The organism is Arthrobacter sp. H-02-3 (assembly GCF_003097355.1).
Lineage (GTDB): Bacteria > Actinomycetota > Actinomycetes > Actinomycetales > Micrococcaceae > Arthrobacter > Arthrobacter humicola.
The window spans coordinates 153,240-174,008 of sequence record NZ_PYUI01000002.1 but is presented as its reverse complement, the minus strand read 5'-3'; the positions used below and the strand labels follow the sequence as shown (position 1 = coordinate 174,008).

Genomic DNA, 20,769 nt, shown 5'->3' with positions numbered 1-20,769 from the left:
CCTGCCAGCCTGGGCCGCCCTGCCCGAGGGGCTAGGCTCCCTCGGGTGCCCGTTCCGGCCAGTCCACGTACTGGTGGTACGTCTCATGCCTGCGCAGATAACGGTACATGAACGGGCAATTGGGGATGATCCGCTTGCCGGAGGCCACCACGTCGTCGAGGGCGAAATGCGCCAGCACTTTCGCGAGCCCCTGGCCCTGGAACTGCGGTGACGTGTCCGTGTGGATGAAGTCGATGTGACCCGGCCGGTCGATGAAGCGCACCTGGACGGCGAGCTTGCCGCCGACGTGGAGCTCGTAGCGGTGCAGCTCGTCGTTGCGGGTGGTGGCAACGTCCGGGCTGAAGGGGTCTTCCGTGGCTGCCGAGTTCTCCGTCATGGTTCGACATTGGCACTTAATGGCGGGTGTGGCAATGGCGGTTCTGGTCCGCCGGACCGTTCGGCCGGCGTAATGAGCCGGGCCGGAATCCGTCCCAGCAGCACGACCGCGAGCGCGAAGCACCCGGCGCCGCCGCCCAGGAGCCCCAGCGTGAGCCCGTTGAGCGCCGCTTGGACCGCCGGAACAAAAACGGCGACGGCGGCCAGCAGCACAGCCGCCGCCGGGCGGCTCGGTGACGGGCCGGACGACGTCGGCCGATTCTCCAGCCGGCCGAACAGCGCCACAATCGGCAGCAACAGCGCGATGACGGTCATCAGCACCAGCGGACGCCCCCACCACCATGCCGCGGATCCGCCGGCCGGCTGGGGAAAATCTGTCAGCAGCAACACCCCGGACATCGCCGCCAGCAGGGGCAGGTGCCACAGGTAGACCGTCATGGATCGACTGCCAGCCACGCCCACCAGCCGGCCCACCCAGGCCAGGGACGCGATTCGGGACAGCACCGGCCGGAAGAGCTGGAGTGCGGCGGCTTGCGAGATCCCTAGGAGCACCAGCGTCAGATTGGGCGGGTTGAGGTTCACCAGCATGTTCCCGGAGTACAGCCCCAGCAGCACGAGAAGTCCCAGCAGCAGGTTGCAGGCGACCATGAGGCCAAACAATGCCAGCCCGCCCGGCTTCGGCCCTCGAGTGTCGGCCACGATGAATCCGAGCTGCTGGACAGCGCACCACACGAACACCATATTGAGGTAGGCAAGTTGCGGCAGCACCCCCCGCAGGCAGTCGACCGTCACCACCAGGGAAATCAGCCCGGCGAGGGTCAGCCAGGGCGCGCGCGCATGCAGGCCCGCCAGCCAGGGAAGGTTGAGTTGCGCGGCGAGGTACGCGGCGAGGAACCACAACGGCATTCCCGCCCCGCTGGTGAGTAACTGGATCACCTGAGGGTCAACCCCCGAAAGCAGGGCCAGCGACAGGCCGGTGAACATAACGGCCAGCAGTACGGCAGCAGGACGGATCAGCCGCAGCAGCCGCATCTGCATGAAATCGAAGGCGCTGCCGCCCCTGGCCCGCAGCCGCCGCCAGGACTGCAGCCCGGTGATTCCGCCGGCCACAAAGAACAGCGGCATGATCTGAAGGACCCACACGACGGGTTCGAACCAGTGCTCATTGCCCAGGGTGTTTTCGCTGGTCACAGTGCCGTCAGCGTGCAGGACGGGACTCACCATCATGGTGTGTCCGACCACCACAAGTGTCAGGCAGAAGAACCTGGCAAGGTCAATCACCGGGTCGCGGACCGGCATCGGGGCCGGGCCGCCGGTTGCCCGCTGCTGTGGAACCATGGCGCCCCCTGGGAAGGCCTGCTGTGTTGCCTCCATTGTCGGCCTTGGGAGGCCTATCGGCGAGGGGTCCTACGGCCCGGTTCCGCACCGGCGATCAGGCGGTGCGGACCCGGGGGCCGGGACGACGACGGGCAGTGGCGTCGCGCACGCCGTGGCGCGCTGCCGGCGTGCTCAGCGCGAGAGCGTCGCGAGGGCGGTGGCCGCGAAACCCCGGGCGGAGGCATCCCACAGGCCCAGCAATGCCTGGAGGTTCTCGCCGTCGGCCCTGTGGGCGGCGGTCTGTTCCTCGAGGACGGCCAGGACGCCAGTGCGCAGCTCGGTGTTGAAGTTGACCTTGCCCACGTTCATGGCCGCGGCCTTGACCAGTTCCGCCGCCGGGATGCCCGAGGCGCCATGCAGGACCAGCGGGATCCGGGTCCGCACGGCGATGTCCTGCAGCACGTCCCAGCGCAGCCGGGGTTCCCCCTTGTACTTTCCATGGACGTTGCCCACGGCCACGGCGAGCAGCTGCGCCCCCGTGCGGGCCACGAAGTCCTCCACCTGGGCGGAGTCGGTGAGGCCGGAGGGGTCTTCCCCTGAGGCGCTGCCTGCGCCGTCTGCGGCGCCGGTACCGAAGGCCCGGTCCTCGTCCCCGGCCAGTCCGCCGAGTTCTGCTTCAATCACGACGTCGGCATTGCCCTGCGCGGCGAGGTCCGCTCGGACGCCGCGGACCAGGGCGATGTTCTCCTCGTAAGGCAGCGAGGATCCGTCGATCAGCACCGAGTCGGCGCCCGCGGTGACGGCTTCGGCGATCACCTGGGGATCGGTGGCGTGGTCCAGCTGCACCGCAACCGGTACTCCGGCCGCGTCGGCGAGCCCGCGGAGGGCGGCGATCAGCCGCAGCCCGTTGGGCGTGGCCGCGGTCTTCGGCGCGACAAGCAGGATGGCGCCCCGGCCGGCCTCTTCGGCCGCCGCCACAACGGCGAGCGCGGTGGTGAAGTCGTAGCAGGTGAACGCCGGCACGGCCGAGCCCTGCTGCAGGGCGGCACTGACCAGGGCGTCGAGTCGGGTACGCATCAGGCGCTCAGGCCTCCCACCAGCATCCAGGCCACGAACGTCAGGGCGAACCCTGCCAGTCCCAGCACGGTGGTGAGCACGGTCCAGGTCCTGAGGCCGTCGGCGACGGTCAGGCCGTAGTACCGCACAACCACCCAGAAGCCGGCGTCGGTCACGTGGGACAGACCGAGGGCGCCGAAGCCGATGGCGATCACGATCACGGCAATCTGGGCCGGGGTGTAGCCGCCGCCGGCGACGGCCGAGGAGAGCAGGCCGGCCGTGGTGACGATCGCTACCGTGGCCGAGCCCTGGGCGGCGCGGAGGGCAAGCGAGATGATGAAGCCGAGCAGCAGCAGCGGAACCCCGAGGGTGTCGAGGGACTCGGAGAGCGCCGCCCCGATGCCGCTCACCTGCAGGACGCTGCCGAAGACGCCGCCGGCGGCGACCACCATGAGGATGGAGGCGATCGGGGGCAGGGCGCCTTCGAAGATTTCTCCGGTTGCTGTCAGCGACCACCGGCGGCGGACGGCCAGGAGGAAGAAGCAGAGCGCCACAGCGACGAGGAGGGCGAAGACGGGGTTGCCGACGAAGGCAGAGACGCCGTACCAGAAGTTGTTCTTGTCGATCACGAGGGTTCCGACGGTGCCGAGGAGGATCAGCACGATGGGGGTGGCGATGAGGAAGATGATCAGTCCGGGGCGGGGCGCGGCCATGGCTTTGCTGCCCGGGCCCTCGTGGCCGACGCGGACCAGGGAATCGGAGCCGAACTCGTCCACCTGGGCTTTGACGGTGGGCAGCAGATCGTAGTTCTTGCGGTTCATGATGGACGCAACCCAGTAGGACAGGAAGCCCAGCGGGACACAGATCGTCAGCGAGATCAGGGCGATCAGTCCGATGTCGGCGCCGAGCACGCCGGCACCGGCCACAATGCCCGGGTGCGGCGGCACGGCCACGTGGATGGCCAGCATGATGCCGGCCATGGGCAGGCCGAACTTGACCGGGTGGACGTTGGCGATCTTGGCGAACGCGTAGACGATCGGCACCAGCACGATGATGCCGACTTCGAAGAACACCGGAATCGCGACGAGGAAGCCCACGGCGGTGAGGGCCACGGCCACGCGCCTGGCGCCGAGCTTGGCGGTGAAGTGGTCGGCGAGGGACTGCACGCCGCCGGAGATTTCGATCATGCGCCCCAGGATGGCGCCGAGGGCGATGAGGAGCGCGACCTTGCCCATGGTGCTTCCCACGCCGTTGGCCACCACGGTGAAGACGTCTTTGAGCGGGATCTGCGCGGCGACGGCCACCAGGATGCTGACGGTCAGCAGGGCCACGAAGGCCTGGATCTTGAAGCGGATGATCATGATCAGCAGCAGGGCGACGCCGGCAGCCGCGATGGTCAGCAGCAGCGGAGTTCCCAGCTGCACGGCCGGCTTGATGACGGGCGCGTCGGCGGCGCGCACCATCAGGAAATTGAGCAGGGGGGTCATGAGGGAGTGTCTCCTTTGACAGGAAGGTCGTCGATACGTCGTCGGGAAAAGTGGCGGGGAGGGGGCCGGTGACGGCGGAGGGGATCCGCCCTCGCCGGCTGATGAAGGGCTGTCTAGGCGGTGCGCTTGCTGGGTGCGACGACCTTGATGACGGCGGAGTCGTCAGCGGCGGCGAGGCCCTGGGCCTGGCCGAGGAGGTAGAGCTGCTCGGCGGCGGCGGCCACGGGGGCGGCGAGGCCGGCGGCGCGGGTGGCCTTGCCGACAATCCCCATGTCCTTGACGAAGATGTCCAGGCGGCTGAGAACCTCGGCGCCGTCCTCGGTGTAGGCCTCCAGGATGCGCGGGCCGCGGTTGGAGAGCATGAAGGAGCCCGCCGCGCCGGCCTCGAGGGCAGCGAGTGTCTTGGCCTGATCCAGGCCCAGGGCGTCTGCCAGCGCCATTGCCTCGGCAGCGGCGGCGATGTGGACGCCGCAGAGCAGCTGGTTGACGGTCTTGAGAGCCTGGCCGTCGCCGGGCTTGTCACCCACCACGGTCAGGGTGGAGGCGAGGAGCTCCAGGACGGGGCGGGCGGTTTCGAGGGCGGCCGGCTCGGCGCCGACGACGATCAGGAGGTCGCCTTCCCCGGCGCGCTTCGGGCCGCCGGAGAGCGGTGCGTCAACCAGGGCCACGCCGTGCTCGGCGAGGCGGGCAACGGTGGCCGGGATGGCTTCGGTGCCCACGGTGCTGCCAAGGATCACGACGGCGCCCGGCTTCAGGACGGCGGCCACGCCGTGCTCGCCGAAGAGGACGTCGTCCAGCTGTTCGCCGTTGCGCACCGCCAGCAGCAGGGCGTCGGCGCCCTCGGCGGCTTCGCGGGCGGATCCGAAGGTGCGGACCCCTGCTTCCTGGGCGAGCGCGAGGCGGGGCTCGGCGATGTCGAAGCCGTGGACGGTCAGCCGGGTGGCGAGGCGCGCGGCCATGGGCAGTCCCATGGCGCCCAGGCCCAGAACGGTGACTTTGTAATCGGTGGTCATGATCTTCTCCATTGAAATTGAAGCGGGGAAAGAGGCGGAAGGAAAGCGGGGGTTCAGAAGGTGCTGCTGAGCTTGCGGGTGACCTGGGCCAAGGACTGGTCGTCGCCGACGTTGCCGGCGAAGACGATGTACGGGATGCCCTTGGCCGGGCCGTCCATCGGCTCCCAGAGGCTCACGATGCCCGGCAGCATGGGTCCGCGGACGATTGCGTGGCGGATTTCCAGGCCGTGCGCGGCGACGTCCGAGGACGTGATGCCGCCCTTGGCGATCACGAAGCGGGGCGGGAAGGTCTTGAGTGTGCGGTTCACCACGGCGACGACGGCGGCTGAGACGGTGCGGGCGATCCGCAGGCTTTCGGCGGCGTCGGAGGTCTTGATCAGCAGCCGGCTGGTGTGGACGATCACGTCGCCGGCGCGGAGGGCAGCGACCACCGTGCCGACGGTTTCGTCGAGGTACGCCCCCGCGTTGTCGCCGAGCAGCTGTTCGACGTCGATCTCCACGATCCGCGCCGCGCTGTGCTGCTCGGTGAGTGCGTTGAGCTGGCGGGTGGTGACGCCGACATGGGAGCCGACGACGATCAGGCCGCCGGCCTCCGACGGCGTGTTGCCGGCATATGCTTCGTCTCCGCTGAGTTCGGTGCGGATTTCCTGGCCGATCCGTGCCCGGACAAAGGGCGGCCCTACGCGGTAGAGCAGTTTCTTGCCGCGGCGCTCTGCTTCTTCCAGGCCCAGGGCCAGGGCGCGGAGATCGTTTTCGGTGACGATGTCCGCCACGATCGGCGTGGAGTCGGTGGCCGGTTCGATGGCGTCGGCAATGGCCTTGGCGGAGATCAGCGGATCATTTGAGGCACGGATGATGTCCAGATCCAGCACGATCACCGAATCCGCGGGGAACCGGCCCTTCGACTTTTCCTCGACGTACTTGGCCATCTCCGAATTGGCGAAACCGAAGCTGGCGTCCCGGGCGAATTCGGTTTCGGCCACGGGGGTGAGCTGTCCGGCGTCCTCGCCCGTGCCGCGCATGAAGTGCACGCCGCCGATGGTCACGCGGCCGGCATCGGGGAACGCGGGAACAATCACGACGCCGTCCGTCGTCTCGCCGTTGACGGCGGTGACGGTGGCGGCGATGACGTCGGGTTCGAGCGGGTAGTGGCCGCGGAGGGTGGAATCGCTGCGACTGACGAAGCTAAGCCGCAGTGCCGGATCAGCCGATGCGGCGGCCGCGAGGGCGTTCCGGACGATCTCCTCGTTGCGGGACGCCGCCTCTGCCGGGTCAAGGCTGCGGGTGTTGGTCAGCACGTAGACCGCGCGCTGGCGCTGGCCGTTGACTTCGTAGCCGAAGGCCCAGGCGAAGTCCGCCACGTCCCAGCGCGTGAGAACCGGCAGGTTCGCCACGGACTGGGTGCCGGTGGGGTCGTCGTCGAGCACTACCAGGACGCGGGGGGACGCCTCGGACGAGGCGGCCACGCTGTCTGCCACTAGCCGGGCGGGGATCTGTACTTCCGCGGGGAAAGCGGCCAGCACGTCTGCTTCGAGGGGCACTATGCACTCCATTGTGTGGGGATCTATCGGTGAAAAGCTACGGCCCGGGAGGGAACCGGAGTTGAGGCTAAATGTAAGATGTCAGACATCTTATTTCCGAGTGTTAGTGTGGCATATGGCACAACGACGCGCAAGTAGACTTGGCCATCAGGGAACATGCCGTGAGACAAAACATCAGGCAGAGCTTCAGGCAAAGCGGAGTCGCTGGACGGGGAGAATTGGCTAGGAAATCGCTGGTCGGCGTAGTGGCCGATGAACTGCTGGACCGGATCATTGCCGGCGAATTTCCGCCCGGCGCGAGCGTCCCCGGCGAACTGGAGCTCAGCTCCCGGCACGAGGTCAGCCGAATGACGGTCCGCGAGGCCATGAAGACCCTCGAAGCCCAGCGGATTCTCAGCGTGGAACGCGGCCGGGGCACGTTCGTGAACCCGGTAAACCGCTGGGGCTCCCTCGACGCGGTGCTGCGGGCGGCCTCGGAAGGCACCAACGACGCCTCCGCCGCTATTCAGCTCATCGAGCTGCGCCGGATGCTGGAGACGGGCGCCTGCGAGCTGGCCGCCGGACGGATGGCGGATTCGGACATCCAGACCCTCCGCGCGCACGTGGAAAAGATGCGGCTGGCGCACGAGCGCAACGACCTGGCGGCCTTCGTGGAGGCGGATCTGGCCTTCCACGACCTCATCCTGCAGGCGTCGGACAACGTCTTCGTCGCTGTGTTGTTCGAGCCGCTGCACCGCGTCCTGGAGAAGCGGCGGACGGAAACGTCCAAGGTGCCGGACATCCAGGAGCATGCAATCGGACACCACCAGAACATCGCGGATGCCCTGGCCTCACGGGATCCGCACCGCGCCCGCGATGCCATGGACGCGCACATGCAGCAGACCCTGGATGACTTGAAGACCTATGTCCTGGGCGACGGTACCGCCTGACACCGACGCACCGGTCCGGGCGGGCCACAGCGGACGCGCCCGGTGGAAGCACTCAGGCGAGCGAGAGGAAGAGCTTCTCCAGTTCGGCCCGGCCCAGGCTTGGGTCCTCCTGTTGCATGCACTGCTGCAGGCCCGTGGCGATGATGGAGAATCCGGCTTTGTCCAGGGCGCTCGATACGGCAGCCAGCTGGGTCACGACGCTCTTGCAGTCACGGCCCTCCTCGATCATCCGGGTGACCGCGGCAAGCTGGCCCTGGGCGCGGCGAAGCCGGTTGATGACAGGCTTCATGTCTGTGGGATCGAGTTCCATTTGTTCCTCCGGGTTCGATGCGTCAGCTTTTATATCATACCCCCCTGAGTATTTGGAGGACCTCGTCGCCGCGACGGCGACGCGGGCTCCGGGACAGGCTCCGGAGCGGCCATGGGAGCGTCTCCACGACGGGTCGCTAGGGGCATAAGTAGACGCTTCTATGTCTTGTCAAGCGGTAGGAGTCAGGCTTGGCAGTCTGCCAACCAGCTTTTTTCTCCCCGTTGTTTTGGTTGCTGGCGAAGCTTGCGGAGTTGTGTCCGACGGAGGCCTGTCTACCCTTGGGCAAGTGCCGGGATTAGACAGGAACATACTCCCGCGGGGCAAGCCTGTGAGACCTCTCGTATCCCAAGGGATATGAGACGGAACAGACAGTTGCAGTTGACCCCCGTTCAGCGTGCATGCTCACCGTGCGGGGTAAACGTACATTGCCCTATTGGTGGGGAGCCGGACACCGAAGTTGGAATGTGCAGAGCGGTGAGCGACCCTCTACCGGACGGGGTCGGAGTGCCACCCGTTCCTACAAGTGGCAGCGGGATCACTCGGAGTATCCCGCGGGAAATCCGAAGGAGCCCCATTGGTTCCGTCAAGGGCCGGCGCTAGCGCCTGGTCACTTCATCCGCGGAAATCGGGGCCGAGGTTCAACAACCAGGAATTGTCATTCCACCTGAGTGAAAATTGAACGTCCACAGGGTTTCCGGACCGGTCCTTGGTGTTTACTCGCACCCCAGCGATGTCAGGGGGCGAGTCCGAAGAATAGGCAATGGTGTATCCAGAGTCCTTGACCCCGCCCCACTGCGAAAGCATCAGCTGGGCGTTAGAGTCCGCAGTCTGCGGGCCGGGTTGTGCAAGCTTGACCAATTGCTCTTTGTCTTGAGCCTTCAGTGCCTGCATAACCGATGCGACCGCCGCATCGCGTTTACCGGGATCAGGTGCCGGTCCGCTCGTACAGGCGCTGAGGAATAAAGCCAAGAGAAGTAGAAAAACACATCCCGTTAGGGTTGCTGCCAGCGAACGGATTTTCATGGTCTCGATCCTATAGGTCGGGGCCAATTGGTCTGGGACGGCATCCTGAAATCCTGGACAGTCCCACCTACTCGAGCATGATCAACGTGATCATGCTGGGACATCAAACACCTGACGGCAGTATTCTCAGTTCCCTACACAGAGGAGTCCCGCAGAGGGTTCCCTGAACGGACGTGACATCAAGGATCGAGCCGTGCGTCCTGTCGTGGGAGCTAGGGTAGGTCCCATGACGACGGTTGCGTCTCCGCCAGCAGGCCTGAGCCTGATGGCGGCCTCCATCGCTGATGCGGACAGCTTGTTAGGCGACGCGCCATGGGCACGCGCGGACGGATGGCGCGCTGGAGGATCCTCGCTGGTGGCAAAGGTACGCGACGAGCTGGCAGGAATCGTTGTCACCGCCACGAACGCCATTCATCCGACGCGTGACCTCGTTTTCATGTTCGTTCCCGACAAATTCCGGCGTCAGGGTGTTGGGACTGCACTGGTGAATGCCGTGAAAACCCGAAGAGGAGTGCCGCTCTCGGTCAAGGCCCATCCCGGCACAGTGGCTCATTCCTTCTACAAATCACTCGGTGCGGTGCGTTACCAGTTGTGCCCGCCCGAGCGGATCGATGCCTCACATGCGGAGGTGCGCCTTTGGGCAAGCGAAAACCGCGGCGAAGCTGTCTGTGCGGGCGATCGCTTCACACTCCCGCAGCTGACGGAGGCATGGACGGACATGTATGCAGTCGTGCACGCCACCTGGTCGCCCACCGCTCGACGACAAACGCTCCTCGCGGAATTTGGTCCAATGATCAAAGAAGAACTGGACCAGTCCCGGAGCGTCTTCGTCCTGAGGGACAACCGGATTACAGCGGCGTGCTTTGTGTTTGGTACGGACCAGGATCCCGAAGTCGAGGCAATCTGCGAGTCCCTCGATCCAACCAGTGCTTCCGCGCGGCAGGACGTCGCAGCCTGCATGGCGGAAGTACTGACAGATGCGGGCAGTAATCCGGTTATGTTCGACGGTCACATCACTGATCCACACTTCTATCCGACACTCCAGGACATCCCGGTCCTAACAGGACGGCCGTTGGAGCTCCTCGAGATCCCGGCCTAGCCGCACTCCGCTGGGTATATCGGACGACGCAGCTGGAGTCCGGTTAGGGATCCTTTAATGGGCACCACGCCCGGACCATGATGTGACCTCGTAGCGCCCGGTGACGGATCATTTACCGGGCACACAGAACGCGGAATGTGGAGATGACGCTGCTGCTACCGGATTAAGGAGAGCTGTCGTCGCAACGCCACACCGGTCCTGAATCACGCTGCCATAGCCAAAGGCGTTTGTGTTGCTGAGGCGTTGAGCGTGCGGTAGATATGGCGTGCGAGGTAGCGCTTGATGCAGCGGCGTATTTCCTTGTTGGTTCTCCCTTGGGCGCGTCGTTTTTCGGCGTACTCGCGGGTTTTGGTGTCATGGGTCATTTTGGTGACCGCGACCATGTGCAGGGCACTGTTCAGGGATCTGTCTCCGCCCCGGTTCAGTCGGTGCCTGACCGTGTTCCCGGATGATGCGGGTATGGGACTCACCCCGGCCAGGGATGCGAACGCCGCCTCGTTACGGACTCTTCCTTCGTGTGACCAGGCAGCGAGGCACTTCGCGGCGCTGATGGCTGCGAACCCTGTTTCCTCCAGCAAGGGTGCGGCCTCACTGACCTTGACCAACTCATCGAGCTGGTTCTCGTTGGCCGTGAGCTGCTCGTCGAGAAGCAGGATGTGTCTAGCCAGCCGCACGGCCTCGGTGCGGGCGATGGACAAGGAGAGTTCTTCCTCGCGGGACCGCCACTTTGAGACCTCAGTGATTTGGGTGCTGGTGAGCTTGTTCCGGCCGTCGATGCCCAGGTCATTGCCGCGCACCAGGGCGTTGAGCGCGTTGATCGACCGGGTGCGGTCCTTGCTCATGGATCCCCGGGCCGTAATCAGAATCCTCACGCCTTGGCGGATCCCGTCATGCAGGCGGGGGCGGCGCAGCTTGTCCACCGGCAGGGGCAGGGTCGAGATGGCGATCTGGTGGGCGTCCGGGGCATCGGTCTTGCCCACTCCACGGCGCTTCCTGGCATCCATGCGCGGTGCCTCGGCCACAGGGAAACCGTGGGTGGCCACGGTGCCGGCAAGGATCGCCCCGTAGGATGCGGCACCTTCGATCACCCAGAGAGTATCGGCACTACCATCGGTGCGGCGGGCGACCCAGTCTATTGCGCGGTTGATCCCGGCACCAGTGGCGGGAAAATCCCGGGATTCCAGCAAGGCGCCGGTATTCGCGGCGAGGATCGCGTAGACGTGGTTGCGGGCGTGCGTGTCGACACCGACGACGAATGGATGGGTATGCGCGACGATAGACATGGCGGTCATTGGTACCTTTCCTCTTCACGGACACGGTCATGGCCGTCGCTGGCCGGCGCCAGCCCGGGTATAGGTCACCAAGGAACAGCACTGTGAGGGGTCACGCCCGCAAAAGGGGTGGACAATCTTCTGATCAAGCTACCGAGGTGGGCCGGACAGGTGCCGGCCGGACCACCCAATGGACCGACAAATCTACTTAAAGACACCGTGCGGGTCAGTTGTGCGGTGAGTCACATCCACGGGGCGGAACGGCCTGCACCCATCCTGCCAGCCAGTCCCGGACCAGCCACTGTCAAGACTCACAGCGACGCGGGCTCCGGGACAGGCTCCGGAGCGGCCATGGGAGCGTCTCCACGACGGGTCGCTAGGGGCATAAGTACCTTGTGCGGCATGCATTATCGGCGTATTGCTGGTGATGTGAACGCCGCCAGGTTCCCCGAGCCGGACGCCGGCCATACCGGCTCCAACACCCCCTCCCCGGGGCCATGGCCGCCGGGGAAACAGGGCTCAGCACGGGGGCAGTACGGCGCCTGGCATTCACAGCCGTGGAGCCGGTACGTCGCCCTGGGGGATTCATTCACGGCAGGCGTCGGCGACCCGGAACCGCTGAGCCCCGGCGGCATGCGCGGGTGGGCCGACCGCATTGCCGAAGAACTCGGCGAGGGTCGCGAGTTCGGCTACGCCAACCTGGCCATCAGCGGCCTGGTCCTTCGCGACATCCTTGACCAGCAACTCGGGCCGGCCTTGAACCTGAAGCCGGACCTCGTCACCCTCTCGGCCGGCGGGAACGATCTCGTGTTCCATCGCGGCGATCCGGACCGGATGGCCGCCGCCCTTGACGATGCCGTGGCCGCGCTCTCCGCCACCGGGGCGACGGTGGTCCTGTTTACCGGCCCGGACTGGGGCGAGACACCCGTGTTTGGGCACATCCGCGGCAAGGTCGCGGTGTTCAACGAGAATATCCGCGTCATCGCCGCCCGGCATGACGGGGTCATCGCCGATCTGTGGGCGCTGCGGCAACTGAGCGATCCCCGGATGTGGGACCCTGACCGCCTTCACTTTTCGCCGCTGGGGCACCACACCATTGCCGCCATGGTCCTGGACACGCTCAGCGTGCCGCACCGGCTGCGGCCGCTGGAACCCAAGCCCATGCCGCCCGGCAACTGGCGGGAAACCAGAGCCGGGGACCTCGCCTGGATGGCGCACTACATGTTGCCCTGGATGGTGAGCCGGATCAGGCCGCGGGCCGACACCCTACCCCGCCAGGCCAAGCGCCCGCTGCCGGGGCCGCCCCCCGGGTCCCGGAGCCCGGGCCCCGCACCCCTAGTCCGGCCGGGTTCCGTGGGCTAGTCTGCAGGAACGGCCCACAGCCGGGCATCGATGGCGATCACGAGGAGCGAAGTTGTCTAATCACACCTACAGCATTTCTGAAATTGTCGGAACCTCGAACGAGGGTGTCGATGCGGCCGTCCGGAACGGCATTGCCGAAGCCGCCAAGACTCTGCGGAACCTTGACTGGTTCGAAGTCAAGGAAATCCGCGGCCACCTTGAGAACGGTCAGGTCGCCGACTGGCAGGTCACCATCAAGCTCGGGTTCCGACTGGAACGCTGACCCCGCTTCGGAGCGGCAGCGGCGCGCACCGGGCCGCCTTCGGAGCCAACCCGCAACGCGTCAGGGCGGAGGAGGTCAGGACGGAGAGGAACGCTTCATGCGCTATACGCATCTGGGCCGCTCCGGCCTGACAGTCTCGCGTCTGTGCCTGGGCACCATGAACTTCGGCCCGCAGACCGGGGAGGCGGAGGCTTTCGCCATCCTGGACACCGCGCAGGCAGCCGGCATCAATTTCGTCGATACCGCCAATGTGTACGGCGGGTCGAGCCACCGCGGCTGGACCGAGGAAATCCTCGGCCGCTGGTTTGCCCAGGGGGGCGAGCGCCGTGAGCGCACGGTGCTCGCCACCAAGCTGTTCGGCACCATGACGGACAGGCCCAACGAGTCCAAGCTCTCGGCGCTCCACATCCGCCGGGCGCTGGACGCCAGCCTGAAACGGCTGCAGACGGACTACATCGATCTCTACCAGTTCCATCACGTGGACCGGAACACGCCGTGGGAGGAGATCTGGCAGGCCGTCGAGGTCGCCGTGCAGCAAGGCAAAATCCTGTACAGCGGCAGCAGCAACTTCGCCGGCTGGCACATTGCCCGCGCGCAGGAAACAGCGGCACGCCGGAACTACAACGGGCTGGTCAGTGAGCAGTCGATCTACAACCTGTTGACCCGGGACGTGGAACGGGAAGTGATTCCGGCCGCGCAGCAGTACGGCCTGGGGCTCCTGCCGTGGTCGCCGCTGCAGGGCGGCCTGCTGGGCGGGGTGCTGAAGAAGGAGCGCGACGGCGTCCGCCGCGTCGCCGGCCGCGCCCACGAGGCGCTCAAGGCACACCAGAAACAGATCCGACGCTACGAGGACTTTGCCGACGAACTGGGCCAGGAGCCTGGCGATGTGGCGCTCGCGTGGCTGCTCCACCAGCCGGCAGTCACCGCTCCGATTATCGGCCCGCGCACGCTCGAGCACCTCGAAGGTGCCATCCGGGCGCAGAAATTGAAGCTCGACGCCGACGCGCTCAAGCGCCTCGACGAGATCTTCCCGGGACACCGCACGGCACCCGAAGACTACGCCTGGTAGGCCGTGGCAGCCTCTGGGAACGCTGTGGGCACTGGAACGATTTCCTAATCCGGGATGAATCCCGAGTGAACCTTCCAGCCATTTTCAGGCGTTTCCGCCACCTGCCGGCGAAGCCTGCCGGTAGTCGGGTGGCTCTTTTATACTAAGCATGATTAGTATTAGGGCAGAAGGATGAAGCGCACCCGGCGATCCGGGTGCCTCCTCAATGAAAGAAGAAGGAACGATAAAATGGGTTTTTTCGCATTTCTGATTCTGGGCCTCATCGCCGGCGCAATCGCTAAGGCAATCCTCCCGGGACGTCAGGGCGGTGGCATCGTGATCACCCTGATCCTGGGCGTCGTCGGCGCTCTCCTGGGCGGATTCATCGGCAGTGCACTGTTCGGTGTTGGCATCAACGAGTTCTTCTCGCTGTCGACCTGGCTGCTGGCCATCGGCGGTGCGATCATCGTCCTGCTCGTTTACGGCATGATCAGCAAGCGTTCAGTCCGCTAACGCGGAAACTGAACGGAAACCGGTCCCGGGTGATCCCCGGGGCCGGTTTTTTCGCACAATTTTGGCCGGACGCAATGGCGTCACGACCGTACATTTCGGCGGCACGGCCATTTCCCGGGAACCTCCACTTCTTCACGCACGACCGTTCTCATACGTCCCTAACGAACAGGAGTACAGCATGAAGGGCAAACTTCTTTTCGGCGCCGGACTGGCCGCAGGCTATGTCCTGGGCTCGCGGTCCGGCCGCGAAGCCTACGAAAAGCTCAAGTCCCGGACCACCGACCTCTGGCACAGCAAACCGGTCCAGGACAAGCTCACGGCGGCAGCCGAGACGGTCAAGGATAAGGCCCCCGAGGTCTCCGGACAGCTCACCGAGGCCGCCCGCCGCGCAGGGACGGTCATTGGCTCAGCCGTCCACCGCGACGCGGGCCCGGAAATGTCAGCGCCGGTGGCCGCCGATGTCCAATCCGACCCGGCGCTCACTGACCAGGACGGACAGGACTGGTCTGATGAAGGCGGCGCCACCCCTGCCGGTCCCGCCACCAGCGTCGAGGCGGACAAACTGCCCTAGGCAGCTGCAGCGCCTCCCGGTTGAGGGCACCGCCCTCAACCGGGAGGCGCCAGGGTACCGGCCACCACGGTAGCGCCGAGCTCCTCAGAGACCAGCACCCGGGCCGTCAGGCCGTGGCGGCGAAAGATCCCCGCCGTCTGCGCGGCCTGCCGGCGGCTGGTCTCGATGAGCACGTGGCCGCCAGGCGCCAGCCATTGCAGCGCCCCGGCGGCCACCCTGCGCTGCACGTGAAGCCCGTCGGCACCGCCGTCCAGGCAGGTCCGCGGTTCATGCAGGCGCGCTTCCTGGGGCATGGTTTCAATCTCCGCTGATGGCACGTAGGGGGCGTTGACCGCCAACACCCGGACGCGGCCACGGAGTCCTGCCGGGAGCGGAGCATAGAGATCACCCTCGTAGACCTCCCCGCCCAGCGGCCCGACGTTGGTGCGTGCACACGCCACGGCTGCGGGGTCGATGTCGGCGCTGTGGAGTTCGAGTGGGCCGCCGAGCGCCGAAAGCGCGGCCCCGACGGCGCCGGAACCGCAGCAGAGATCGATCACAACGGGTGCCGGGCGGGCGGCCCCGTGCGGTTCCAGACGCCACTCGGTCAAGAGCGCGGCAGCCTCCCGGACGAGGAATTCCGTCCGGCGCCGCGGGACGAACACCCCGGGGCCGACGGCGATGCGGCGTCCGCAGAATTCGGCCCAGCCAAGAATGTGTTCCAGCGGCAGGCCGGCTATCCTCCGGCGTGCCATCGCTTCGAGTGCTTCAGGCGTCGGAGCTGCGTCGAGGAGCAGTCGGGCTTCGTCCTCGGCGAAAACACAGCCGGCGGCCCGGAGCCTGGCTGTGAGGGTGCCGTGCGGGGAATGGTGGCGGATTACTGGCATGGGAGCGCCCTTCGGTCTGATCTCAGACGCCCTCACCGTGAGCTAGCCGCGGCCGGCAGGCCGGCAGCGCCAGGAGGGCACCCTGTCTGAACTTGTGTAAACGGGACCCACCTCCTTTTGCTGCAGTTGCTCGAACTCCCCCATGCTACCCAAGGACAGACCTTCGCGCGGTGATTAATCCGGCGGCATTGGGTCCAGGGTTTGTGACGGCGGTTGACCGCGGCTTCCCGGTCCGGGCTGGCAGGATGTCACCATGGACTCCTTCCCGGCACACGACCTCATCTGGACCGGCTCTTACACGGCAGACTCCGGCGGCACCGGCACGGGGATCGGCGCAGTGGCCGCGGCGGAGGACGGCACCCTGCGCTGGCTGGGTGTTGCGGCGGCGGCTGACTCTCCGTCCTTCCTGGCCGCCCACCCCTTACTTCCTGTGGTCTACGCCGTTGCCGAGCACGCTCGGACGGTCAGGGCCTACCGCAGGGCCGGCGCGTTTGGCCTGGAGCCGGCCGGCCCTGCGTGGCCGGCCGGCGACGCGGCCTGCCATGTCGCCGTCGAGCCCTCCGGCCGATTCCTGGTGGTCTGCTGCTGGGGCGACGGCCAGGTGCTGTATTACGAGCTCGACGCCGACGGCGGGATCATGGACCGGGCCGCCGCCGCGGGGTCCCGAGATCCCTATCGAGACGCTTCCGGGGGCGCACAGCGGCCCAGCCGTGCCCATGCCGCGCTCATGCTTGCGGACGGCCGGGTGATGACCACGGACCTCGGTCACGACCTTCTGCGGATCTGGAACGTCCGCCCCGGGCCGGTGCCCGGGCTGGTTCTGGACCACGAGGTGGTCCTGCCGCAGGGCAGCGGTCCCAGGCACCTGGTTCAGCACCCGGGCGGGCATGTCTTTGTGGTGACCGAGTATTCAATTGAGGTGGCCGTGGCGGCAATGTCGCCGGGCTCGGGGGACTTCCGGCTCGGCTTCGTTGGACCGGCCACGGCCGGCGGGGCGCTGCCGGGAGATTCCGCGGCCGAGATCGCGCTGGCGCCCGACGCCGGGCACGCCTACGTGGGCGTGCGCGGCTCGAACCGGATCAGTGCGCTGGAGGTTGAGGCCGGCGGCGCGGCGCTGCGGCCGGTGGCCGATGTGCCCAGCGGCGGGGACTGGCCCCGCCATCACCTGGTCCGCGACGGATGGCTGCACGTGGCCCACGAACGGTCCGGCGACGTCGTGACCTACCCCTTGGACCCGGAAACCGGGCTGCCGGGCTCCCCCTCGGGCCGGCTGCGAGTGGCGTCACCCACCGCGCTGGTGCCGGCCCGGGCCCGGCTCACGCCACGGGAGTGAGCGGCCGGCGTCTGGAAGCGGGAGGAGCCGCCCTCCACCCGCCGGCGAACAGCCCGGCGGCGTAGTCCCGCAGCGGCGGTACAGGCCGCTGCACCATGGCGGCGGCCGCCGCGGAAGCCTCTTCGGCCGAGGGCCGGTCAGCGGCCTCCATGGCCGTCATGGCCGCCAGGAGCGACACCCAGCGCGGCCCCAGTCCCTGCGGAATTGCGGGCCCTCTCAAGGTGCGCGCCACCAGCGACTCCACATGCGTCCCGGGAAATGCCCTGGCCGCCGTCAGGCACTCTAAGAGAACCAGGCCCAGGGCATAGACGTCCGTCGCCGGATCAGCCGGGCCCCCGTTGGCCTGCTGCGGGCTCATGTAGTGCACGGTGCCGGACGACATTCCCGGCTCGAGCACGGTCCCCGCGGGGGCCGCAATGCCGAAGTCCGCAATCCGCACCGGGGACCTGCGCAGGGAACTCAGCAGAATGTTGGCGGGCTTGATGTCCTGGTGGACGAGTCCGAGCGCATGCACGTGGCCGAGCCCGGACAGGGCCGCCGCGGCCCAGCCGGCGACTTCCCCGGGGTCCCCCGGGCCTGCGTGGATCCGTTCCGCCAGATTGCCGCCAAAGGCGAATTCCTCCACCAGGAAGGGGCGGCCGGCCCACGGGCTTCCGTCCGGAACGCGGCCCTCACCTGCGAACGCGACCACGGCCGGATGATCCAGCCCGGACAGGATGCGGGCTTCTTCATGGATCCTGCGCGCGTGCCGGCCGTCGGGTCCCTCGGCCACCTTGACGGCCACGGGGCGCTGGTTCGCGAGATCAGTTCCGCGGAAAACGGTGGCGGTGGCCCCCCTGCCCAGGAGTTCGTGGATCAGGAAGGATCCCGGCTCGCCCGTGGGCCGGCGTGCCGGAAGGACGCTGCCCGCGAGCACCGGGCGGGCCGCCGCCGGAGCGGTCACCGGCTGTGCCAGTAGGCCGCGGCAAGCGACGCGCCACGCTGGTCGACGCCGTCCAGCTGGAAGCCGCAGCGGCAGCGCCACAGGGCGGGCAGGGCCGCGGAGTGGCCGGCGGGCTCGAACGAGTAGGAGGCCATCGCACCCGGTTCCGGGGACCGCCATTCCATGGGAGTTCCGCAGTGCCGGGGGGCCTGGCTGTCCGCCACCCAGGGCCGAACCGTGTGCGCCAACCTCATCTCGGGCAGCGCCATATCCGCGTCGGCCAGGGCCACGTGCCCGGCGGACAGGGAACCGTCGCCGGCTCCCCCGTTGGGAGTTGCGGATTCAGTCACGACGCCTACTCTCATTCGATGGTGAGGAACAAGTAGTAAGCATACATATAACTAGTCCGGCTAACTAGTTTGGCGTACTAGTTTTCGCCAGGGGGCTAGGGCTGGTGCCGCTCCTCACTAATGGCCGAGCTCATCCGCCGCAGGAACGTGATGACAACCCGAGCCTCTTCAGCGCTCATGGACTCGGCAACTTCCATCATCCGGCGGTGCATCTGCCCAAGGGTGGCGCGGACCTCGGAGTCTGTCGCGACCGTCGGCACAATCACGAGCGAGCGCCGGTCCGTGGGGTGCGGCTCGCGCCGCACATGTCCACTGGCAACCAGCCGGTCGATCAGTGAGGTGGTGGACGCGGTGGTGATCCCCAGGACGCGGCTGAGATCCTTGGGGCCCGCCCGCTCGCCGGCGGACTTGGCCCGCAGCAGGTAGCGCAGGGCCAGGAGGTCGGTCTCGCCCATGCCCATCGAGTCGCGGGTGGACCGCCGGGTCGCCACCTCCGAGGCCCTGTAGTCGCGGAGGGCCTGCAGGATGGCCGCGGGGGGATCCAGCCTGTCATCGGGGCCGTACCAATATCCGGAGGCCGGCGTGCCGTGGGAGTCCATCCGGCAATCCTAGCGGAACTGGTAACTAGCCTGCCGTACAATCCAGGATGCCTCGTTGAGGTGCCGGGCCCCGAAGCCCTTCCTGCCCTGGCGGGTGCGTCCGGGGCCGCGCACGCAAAAATCCCCGGCCTCCTGTTGCCAGGAAACCGGGGATTTTCCACTCTTCACGAGAAAGAGTGGGCCCTGTGGGGATCGAACCCACGACCCACGGATTAAAAGTCCGATGCTCTACCAACTGAGCTAAAGGCCCCAGCCAAAAGCGCCCAAGCCAGCGGACAAATCCGTAGCTGCGGCGCGTTTCAGCCCAGTCCATTTCTGAACGATTAATACTGTACCCCAGACCCGGGCCGGCTTTTCACCGTGGCGGGACCGGCATCGGCCGTCACCGGGGGGACCGCCGGCCGATCCTCGATTACCCGGCGGCACTGGAGTAGCGTGGTGGCATGAGCGAGCAAGCAGGATCCAGCGCCCCCGGCCCGCGGCACCACAAGCCGAAACCTTTCGCGCCGATCGATTTTGAACCGTTCGCCGGCGGGGCTGATCCCGCCCGCGTTTCGGAGGCGGCCCATCTGGCCGCCCAGGCGCTCGTGCGCCGCGGCCGCGACAGCGATGACCCCAAGGTCACCAAGCGGCTCGTGAAGCTCGCCGACGAGCAGGGCCTGGAAGCGATCGCCGAAATGTGGGCCGAGAGCCCCGCACGCTCACTCCCCGGTGCCCTGTGGCGCCTGTATGCCCTGCGGGCCGCCACGATCCAGGATCCGGAGCGGATTTCCGTGTACTTCAAGGCGGGAAAGGACACGGCCCAGGTGTCCCATGTGGTGGCCGGCGCTGCCGAGCCGCCGGGAGCGGACGAGATGAAATCCATGGCGGACGCCATCCTCTCCGGAGCCTTCGACGGCGACTTCGACGTCGCGCTGGAACGCTCTGCCGCGTTCTGCCGCGTTGTGGCTCTGGGCCAGGCAACCCTGGCCGACGGCGCCGAGCACAGCAACGAGAACCATGCCAGCAAGCTCACCCGCAACTCCCACCTCCTGGTCAAGACGGCGGAGGACCTCGAACACGCCGCCAACGCGTGGCGGCTCGGCGAACTGGACTAGAGGGCGGCCAGCCGGGCCTGCCTGGCTGCGGTGCGCCTGCGGACAGAGTTCCGGCGCCGCGACGGGCACGCACGGCGGGGGCAGGCTGTCAATGTTGACTTGATTGAACCTACGTAGAAAACTAAAAGCGGTGCCGAACCGCGAAACCCCCGGGCTTCAACATTTAGCCGCCTAGAGCGGCCTACCGCCGAGAGGCGTATCCGGTTCGGCACCATTTTTATGCCCTTTTGACGGTGACTTTCCCTACGGCTTTGACTGCTGTTTTGCCTGCGGTTCAAACTGCGGCGTTGCCTGCGCCGACATACGCCGCGTCCGGACGGTCCGGGCCGGGGCGGACGGTAAAGTAATGCGTATGCGCTGGTCTCCGTCAAGTCACACGGCCGGCCGAGTCCACCCGCGAACCTCTCCCCGGAAGACCGGTGACA

22 protein-coding genes and 1 tRNA gene are annotated in these 20,769 nt (G+C 67.0%); 9 read left to right on the top strand and 14 right to left on the bottom strand.

The window, feature by feature from the left end:
* Nucleotides 1–31 precede the first annotated feature (31 nt).
* From C9424_RS03210 to C9424_RS03185, 6 genes are all read right to left on the bottom strand, one after another.
* Complete coding sequence (locus C9424_RS03210; RefSeq protein WP_091250164.1) at nt 32–376, bottom strand: GNAT family N-acetyltransferase; 345 nt, start codon at nt 374–376, stop codon at nt 32–34.
* On the bottom strand, nt 373–1,713 hold the full coding sequence (locus C9424_RS03205; protein ID WP_116765486.1) for an acyltransferase family protein: 1,341 nt from the start codon (nt 1,711–1,713) through the stop codon (nt 373–375). The genes C9424_RS03210 and C9424_RS03205 overlap by 4 nt, the downstream gene beginning before the upstream one ends.
* A gap of 171 nt (nt 1,714–1,884) precedes the next feature.
* Nucleotides 1,885–2,769: a class II fructose-bisphosphate aldolase gene (locus tag C9424_RS03200; protein WP_116765485.1), complete on the bottom strand. Its 885-nt coding sequence runs from the start codon at nt 2,767–2,769 to the stop codon at nt 1,885–1,887.
* Nucleotides 2,769–4,235: a GntP family transporter gene (locus C9424_RS03195; RefSeq protein WP_116765484.1), complete on the bottom strand. Its 1,467-nt coding sequence runs from the start codon at nt 4,233–4,235 to the stop codon at nt 2,769–2,771. The genes C9424_RS03200 and C9424_RS03195 overlap by 1 nt, the downstream gene beginning before the upstream one ends.
* Nucleotides 4,236–4,348: 113 nt before the next feature.
* The gene (locus C9424_RS03190) at nt 4,349–5,248 is read right to left on the bottom strand and encodes an NAD(P)-dependent oxidoreductase (protein WP_116765483.1); all 900 of its coding nucleotides are present in this window, start codon (nt 5,246–5,248) and stop codon (nt 4,349–4,351) included.
* A gap of 53 nt (nt 5,249–5,301) precedes the next feature.
* A complete protein-coding gene (locus tag C9424_RS03185; RefSeq protein ID WP_116765482.1) occupies nt 5,302–6,789 on the bottom strand; it encodes a four-carbon acid sugar kinase family protein in 1,488 nt (495 codons plus the stop codon).
* Between the two features lie 218 nt (nt 6,790–7,007).
* On the opposite strand from C9424_RS03185, the gene C9424_RS03180 reads away from it, so the two are divergent.
* Nucleotides 7,008–7,718 (top strand): FadR/GntR family transcriptional regulator, encoded by a 711-nt coding sequence (locus tag C9424_RS03180; protein WP_091250148.1) that lies wholly within the window; start codon nt 7,008–7,010, stop codon nt 7,716–7,718.
* 52 nt (nt 7,719–7,770) lie between these two features.
* Here the strand turns inward: C9424_RS03180 and C9424_RS03175 are convergent, their stop codons facing one another.
* Nucleotides 7,771–8,028 (bottom strand): metal-sensitive transcriptional regulator, encoded by a 258-nt coding sequence (locus C9424_RS03175; RefSeq protein WP_116765481.1) that lies wholly within the window; start codon nt 8,026–8,028, stop codon nt 7,771–7,773.
* A 612-nt stretch (nt 8,029–8,640) separates the two neighbouring features.
* Nucleotides 8,641–9,051 carry a hypothetical protein gene (locus C9424_RS21285; RefSeq protein ID WP_133247473.1) on the bottom strand — a complete coding sequence of 137 codons (411 nt, stop codon included), beginning with the start codon at nt 9,049–9,051 and terminating at the stop codon, nt 8,641–8,643.
* A 226-nt stretch (nt 9,052–9,277) separates the two neighbouring features.
* Between C9424_RS21285 and C9424_RS03170 the strand changes: the two genes are divergently transcribed.
* Entirely contained in the window at nt 9,278–10,150 is an 873-nt protein-coding gene (locus C9424_RS03170; RefSeq protein ID WP_116765480.1) for a GNAT family N-acetyltransferase, read from the top strand.
* 203 nt (nt 10,151–10,353) lie between these two features.
* On the opposite strand, the gene C9424_RS03165 is transcribed toward C9424_RS03170, so the two are convergent.
* On the bottom strand, nt 10,354–11,442 hold the full coding sequence (locus C9424_RS03165) for an IS110 family transposase (protein ID WP_116765479.1): 1,089 nt from the start codon (nt 11,440–11,442) through the stop codon (nt 10,354–10,356).
* Between the two features lie 381 nt (nt 11,443–11,823).
* Here C9424_RS03165 and C9424_RS03160 point away from each other — a divergent pair, with 381 nt between their 5' ends.
* The 5 genes from C9424_RS03160 (at nt 11,824) to C9424_RS03140 (ending at nt 15,177) form a co-directional block, all read left to right on the top strand.
* A complete protein-coding gene (locus C9424_RS03160; protein ID WP_237563265.1) occupies nt 11,824–12,783 on the top strand; it encodes an SGNH/GDSL hydrolase family protein in 960 nt (319 codons plus the stop codon).
* A gap of 52 nt (nt 12,784–12,835) precedes the next feature.
* Nucleotides 12,836–13,045: a dodecin gene (locus tag C9424_RS03155; protein ID WP_011690139.1), complete on the top strand. Its 210-nt coding sequence runs from the start codon at nt 12,836–12,838 to the stop codon at nt 13,043–13,045.
* A gap of 97 nt (nt 13,046–13,142) precedes the next feature.
* Nucleotides 13,143–14,114: an aldo/keto reductase gene (locus C9424_RS03150; RefSeq protein WP_116765477.1), complete on the top strand. Its 972-nt coding sequence runs from the start codon at nt 13,143–13,145 to the stop codon at nt 14,112–14,114.
* Nucleotides 14,115–14,342: 228 nt separating this feature from the next.
* A complete protein-coding gene (locus C9424_RS03145; RefSeq protein WP_091250134.1) occupies nt 14,343–14,606 on the top strand; it encodes a GlsB/YeaQ/YmgE family stress response membrane protein in 264 nt (87 codons plus the stop codon).
* A 178-nt stretch (nt 14,607–14,784) separates the two neighbouring features.
* The gene (locus C9424_RS03140; protein WP_116765476.1) at nt 14,785–15,177 is read left to right on the top strand and encodes a YtxH domain-containing protein; all 393 of its coding nucleotides are present in this window, start codon (nt 14,785–14,787) and stop codon (nt 15,175–15,177) included.
* 35 nt (nt 15,178–15,212) lie between these two features.
* Here C9424_RS03140 and C9424_RS03135 read toward each other — a convergent pair whose 3' ends face one another.
* On the bottom strand, nt 15,213–16,043 hold the full coding sequence (locus tag C9424_RS03135) for a putative protein N(5)-glutamine methyltransferase (RefSeq protein ID WP_116765475.1): 831 nt from the start codon (nt 16,041–16,043) through the stop codon (nt 15,213–15,215).
* Nucleotides 16,044–16,296: 253 nt separating this feature from the next.
* On the opposite strand from C9424_RS03135, the gene C9424_RS03130 reads away from it, so the two are divergent.
* Nucleotides 16,297–17,376 (top strand): lactonase family protein, encoded by a 1,080-nt coding sequence (locus C9424_RS03130; protein WP_202615755.1) that lies wholly within the window; start codon nt 16,297–16,299, stop codon nt 17,374–17,376.
* Here the strand turns inward: C9424_RS03130 and C9424_RS03125 are convergent.
* The 4 genes from C9424_RS03125 to C9424_RS03110 form a co-directional block, all read right to left on the bottom strand.
* Complete coding sequence (locus C9424_RS03125; protein ID WP_237563264.1) at nt 17,360–18,319, bottom strand: serine/threonine-protein kinase; 960 nt, start codon at nt 18,317–18,319, stop codon at nt 17,360–17,362. The two genes, C9424_RS03130 and C9424_RS03125, sit on opposite strands and share 17 nt — an antisense overlap.
* The gene (locus tag C9424_RS21850) at nt 18,316–18,648 is read right to left on the bottom strand and encodes a hypothetical protein (protein WP_116765474.1); all 333 of its coding nucleotides are present in this window, start codon (nt 18,646–18,648) and stop codon (nt 18,316–18,318) included. Before C9424_RS21850 ends, C9424_RS03125 begins: the two co-directional genes overlap by 4 nt.
* Nucleotides 18,649–18,743: 95 nt before the next feature.
* A complete protein-coding gene (locus C9424_RS03115) occupies nt 18,744–19,247 on the bottom strand; it encodes a MarR family winged helix-turn-helix transcriptional regulator (protein WP_116765473.1) in 504 nt (167 codons plus the stop codon).
* Between the two features lie 177 nt (nt 19,248–19,424).
* Nucleotides 19,425–19,497: transfer RNA gene (locus C9424_RS03110), tRNA-Lys, on the bottom strand.
* Between the two features lie 193 nt (nt 19,498–19,690).
* Between C9424_RS03110 and C9424_RS03105 the strand changes: the two genes are divergently transcribed.
* Nucleotides 19,691–20,344 (top strand): hypothetical protein, encoded by a 654-nt coding sequence (locus tag C9424_RS03105; RefSeq protein WP_091250121.1) that lies wholly within the window; start codon nt 19,691–19,693, stop codon nt 20,342–20,344.
* The last annotated feature ends 425 nt before the right edge of the window (nt 20,345–20,769 follow it).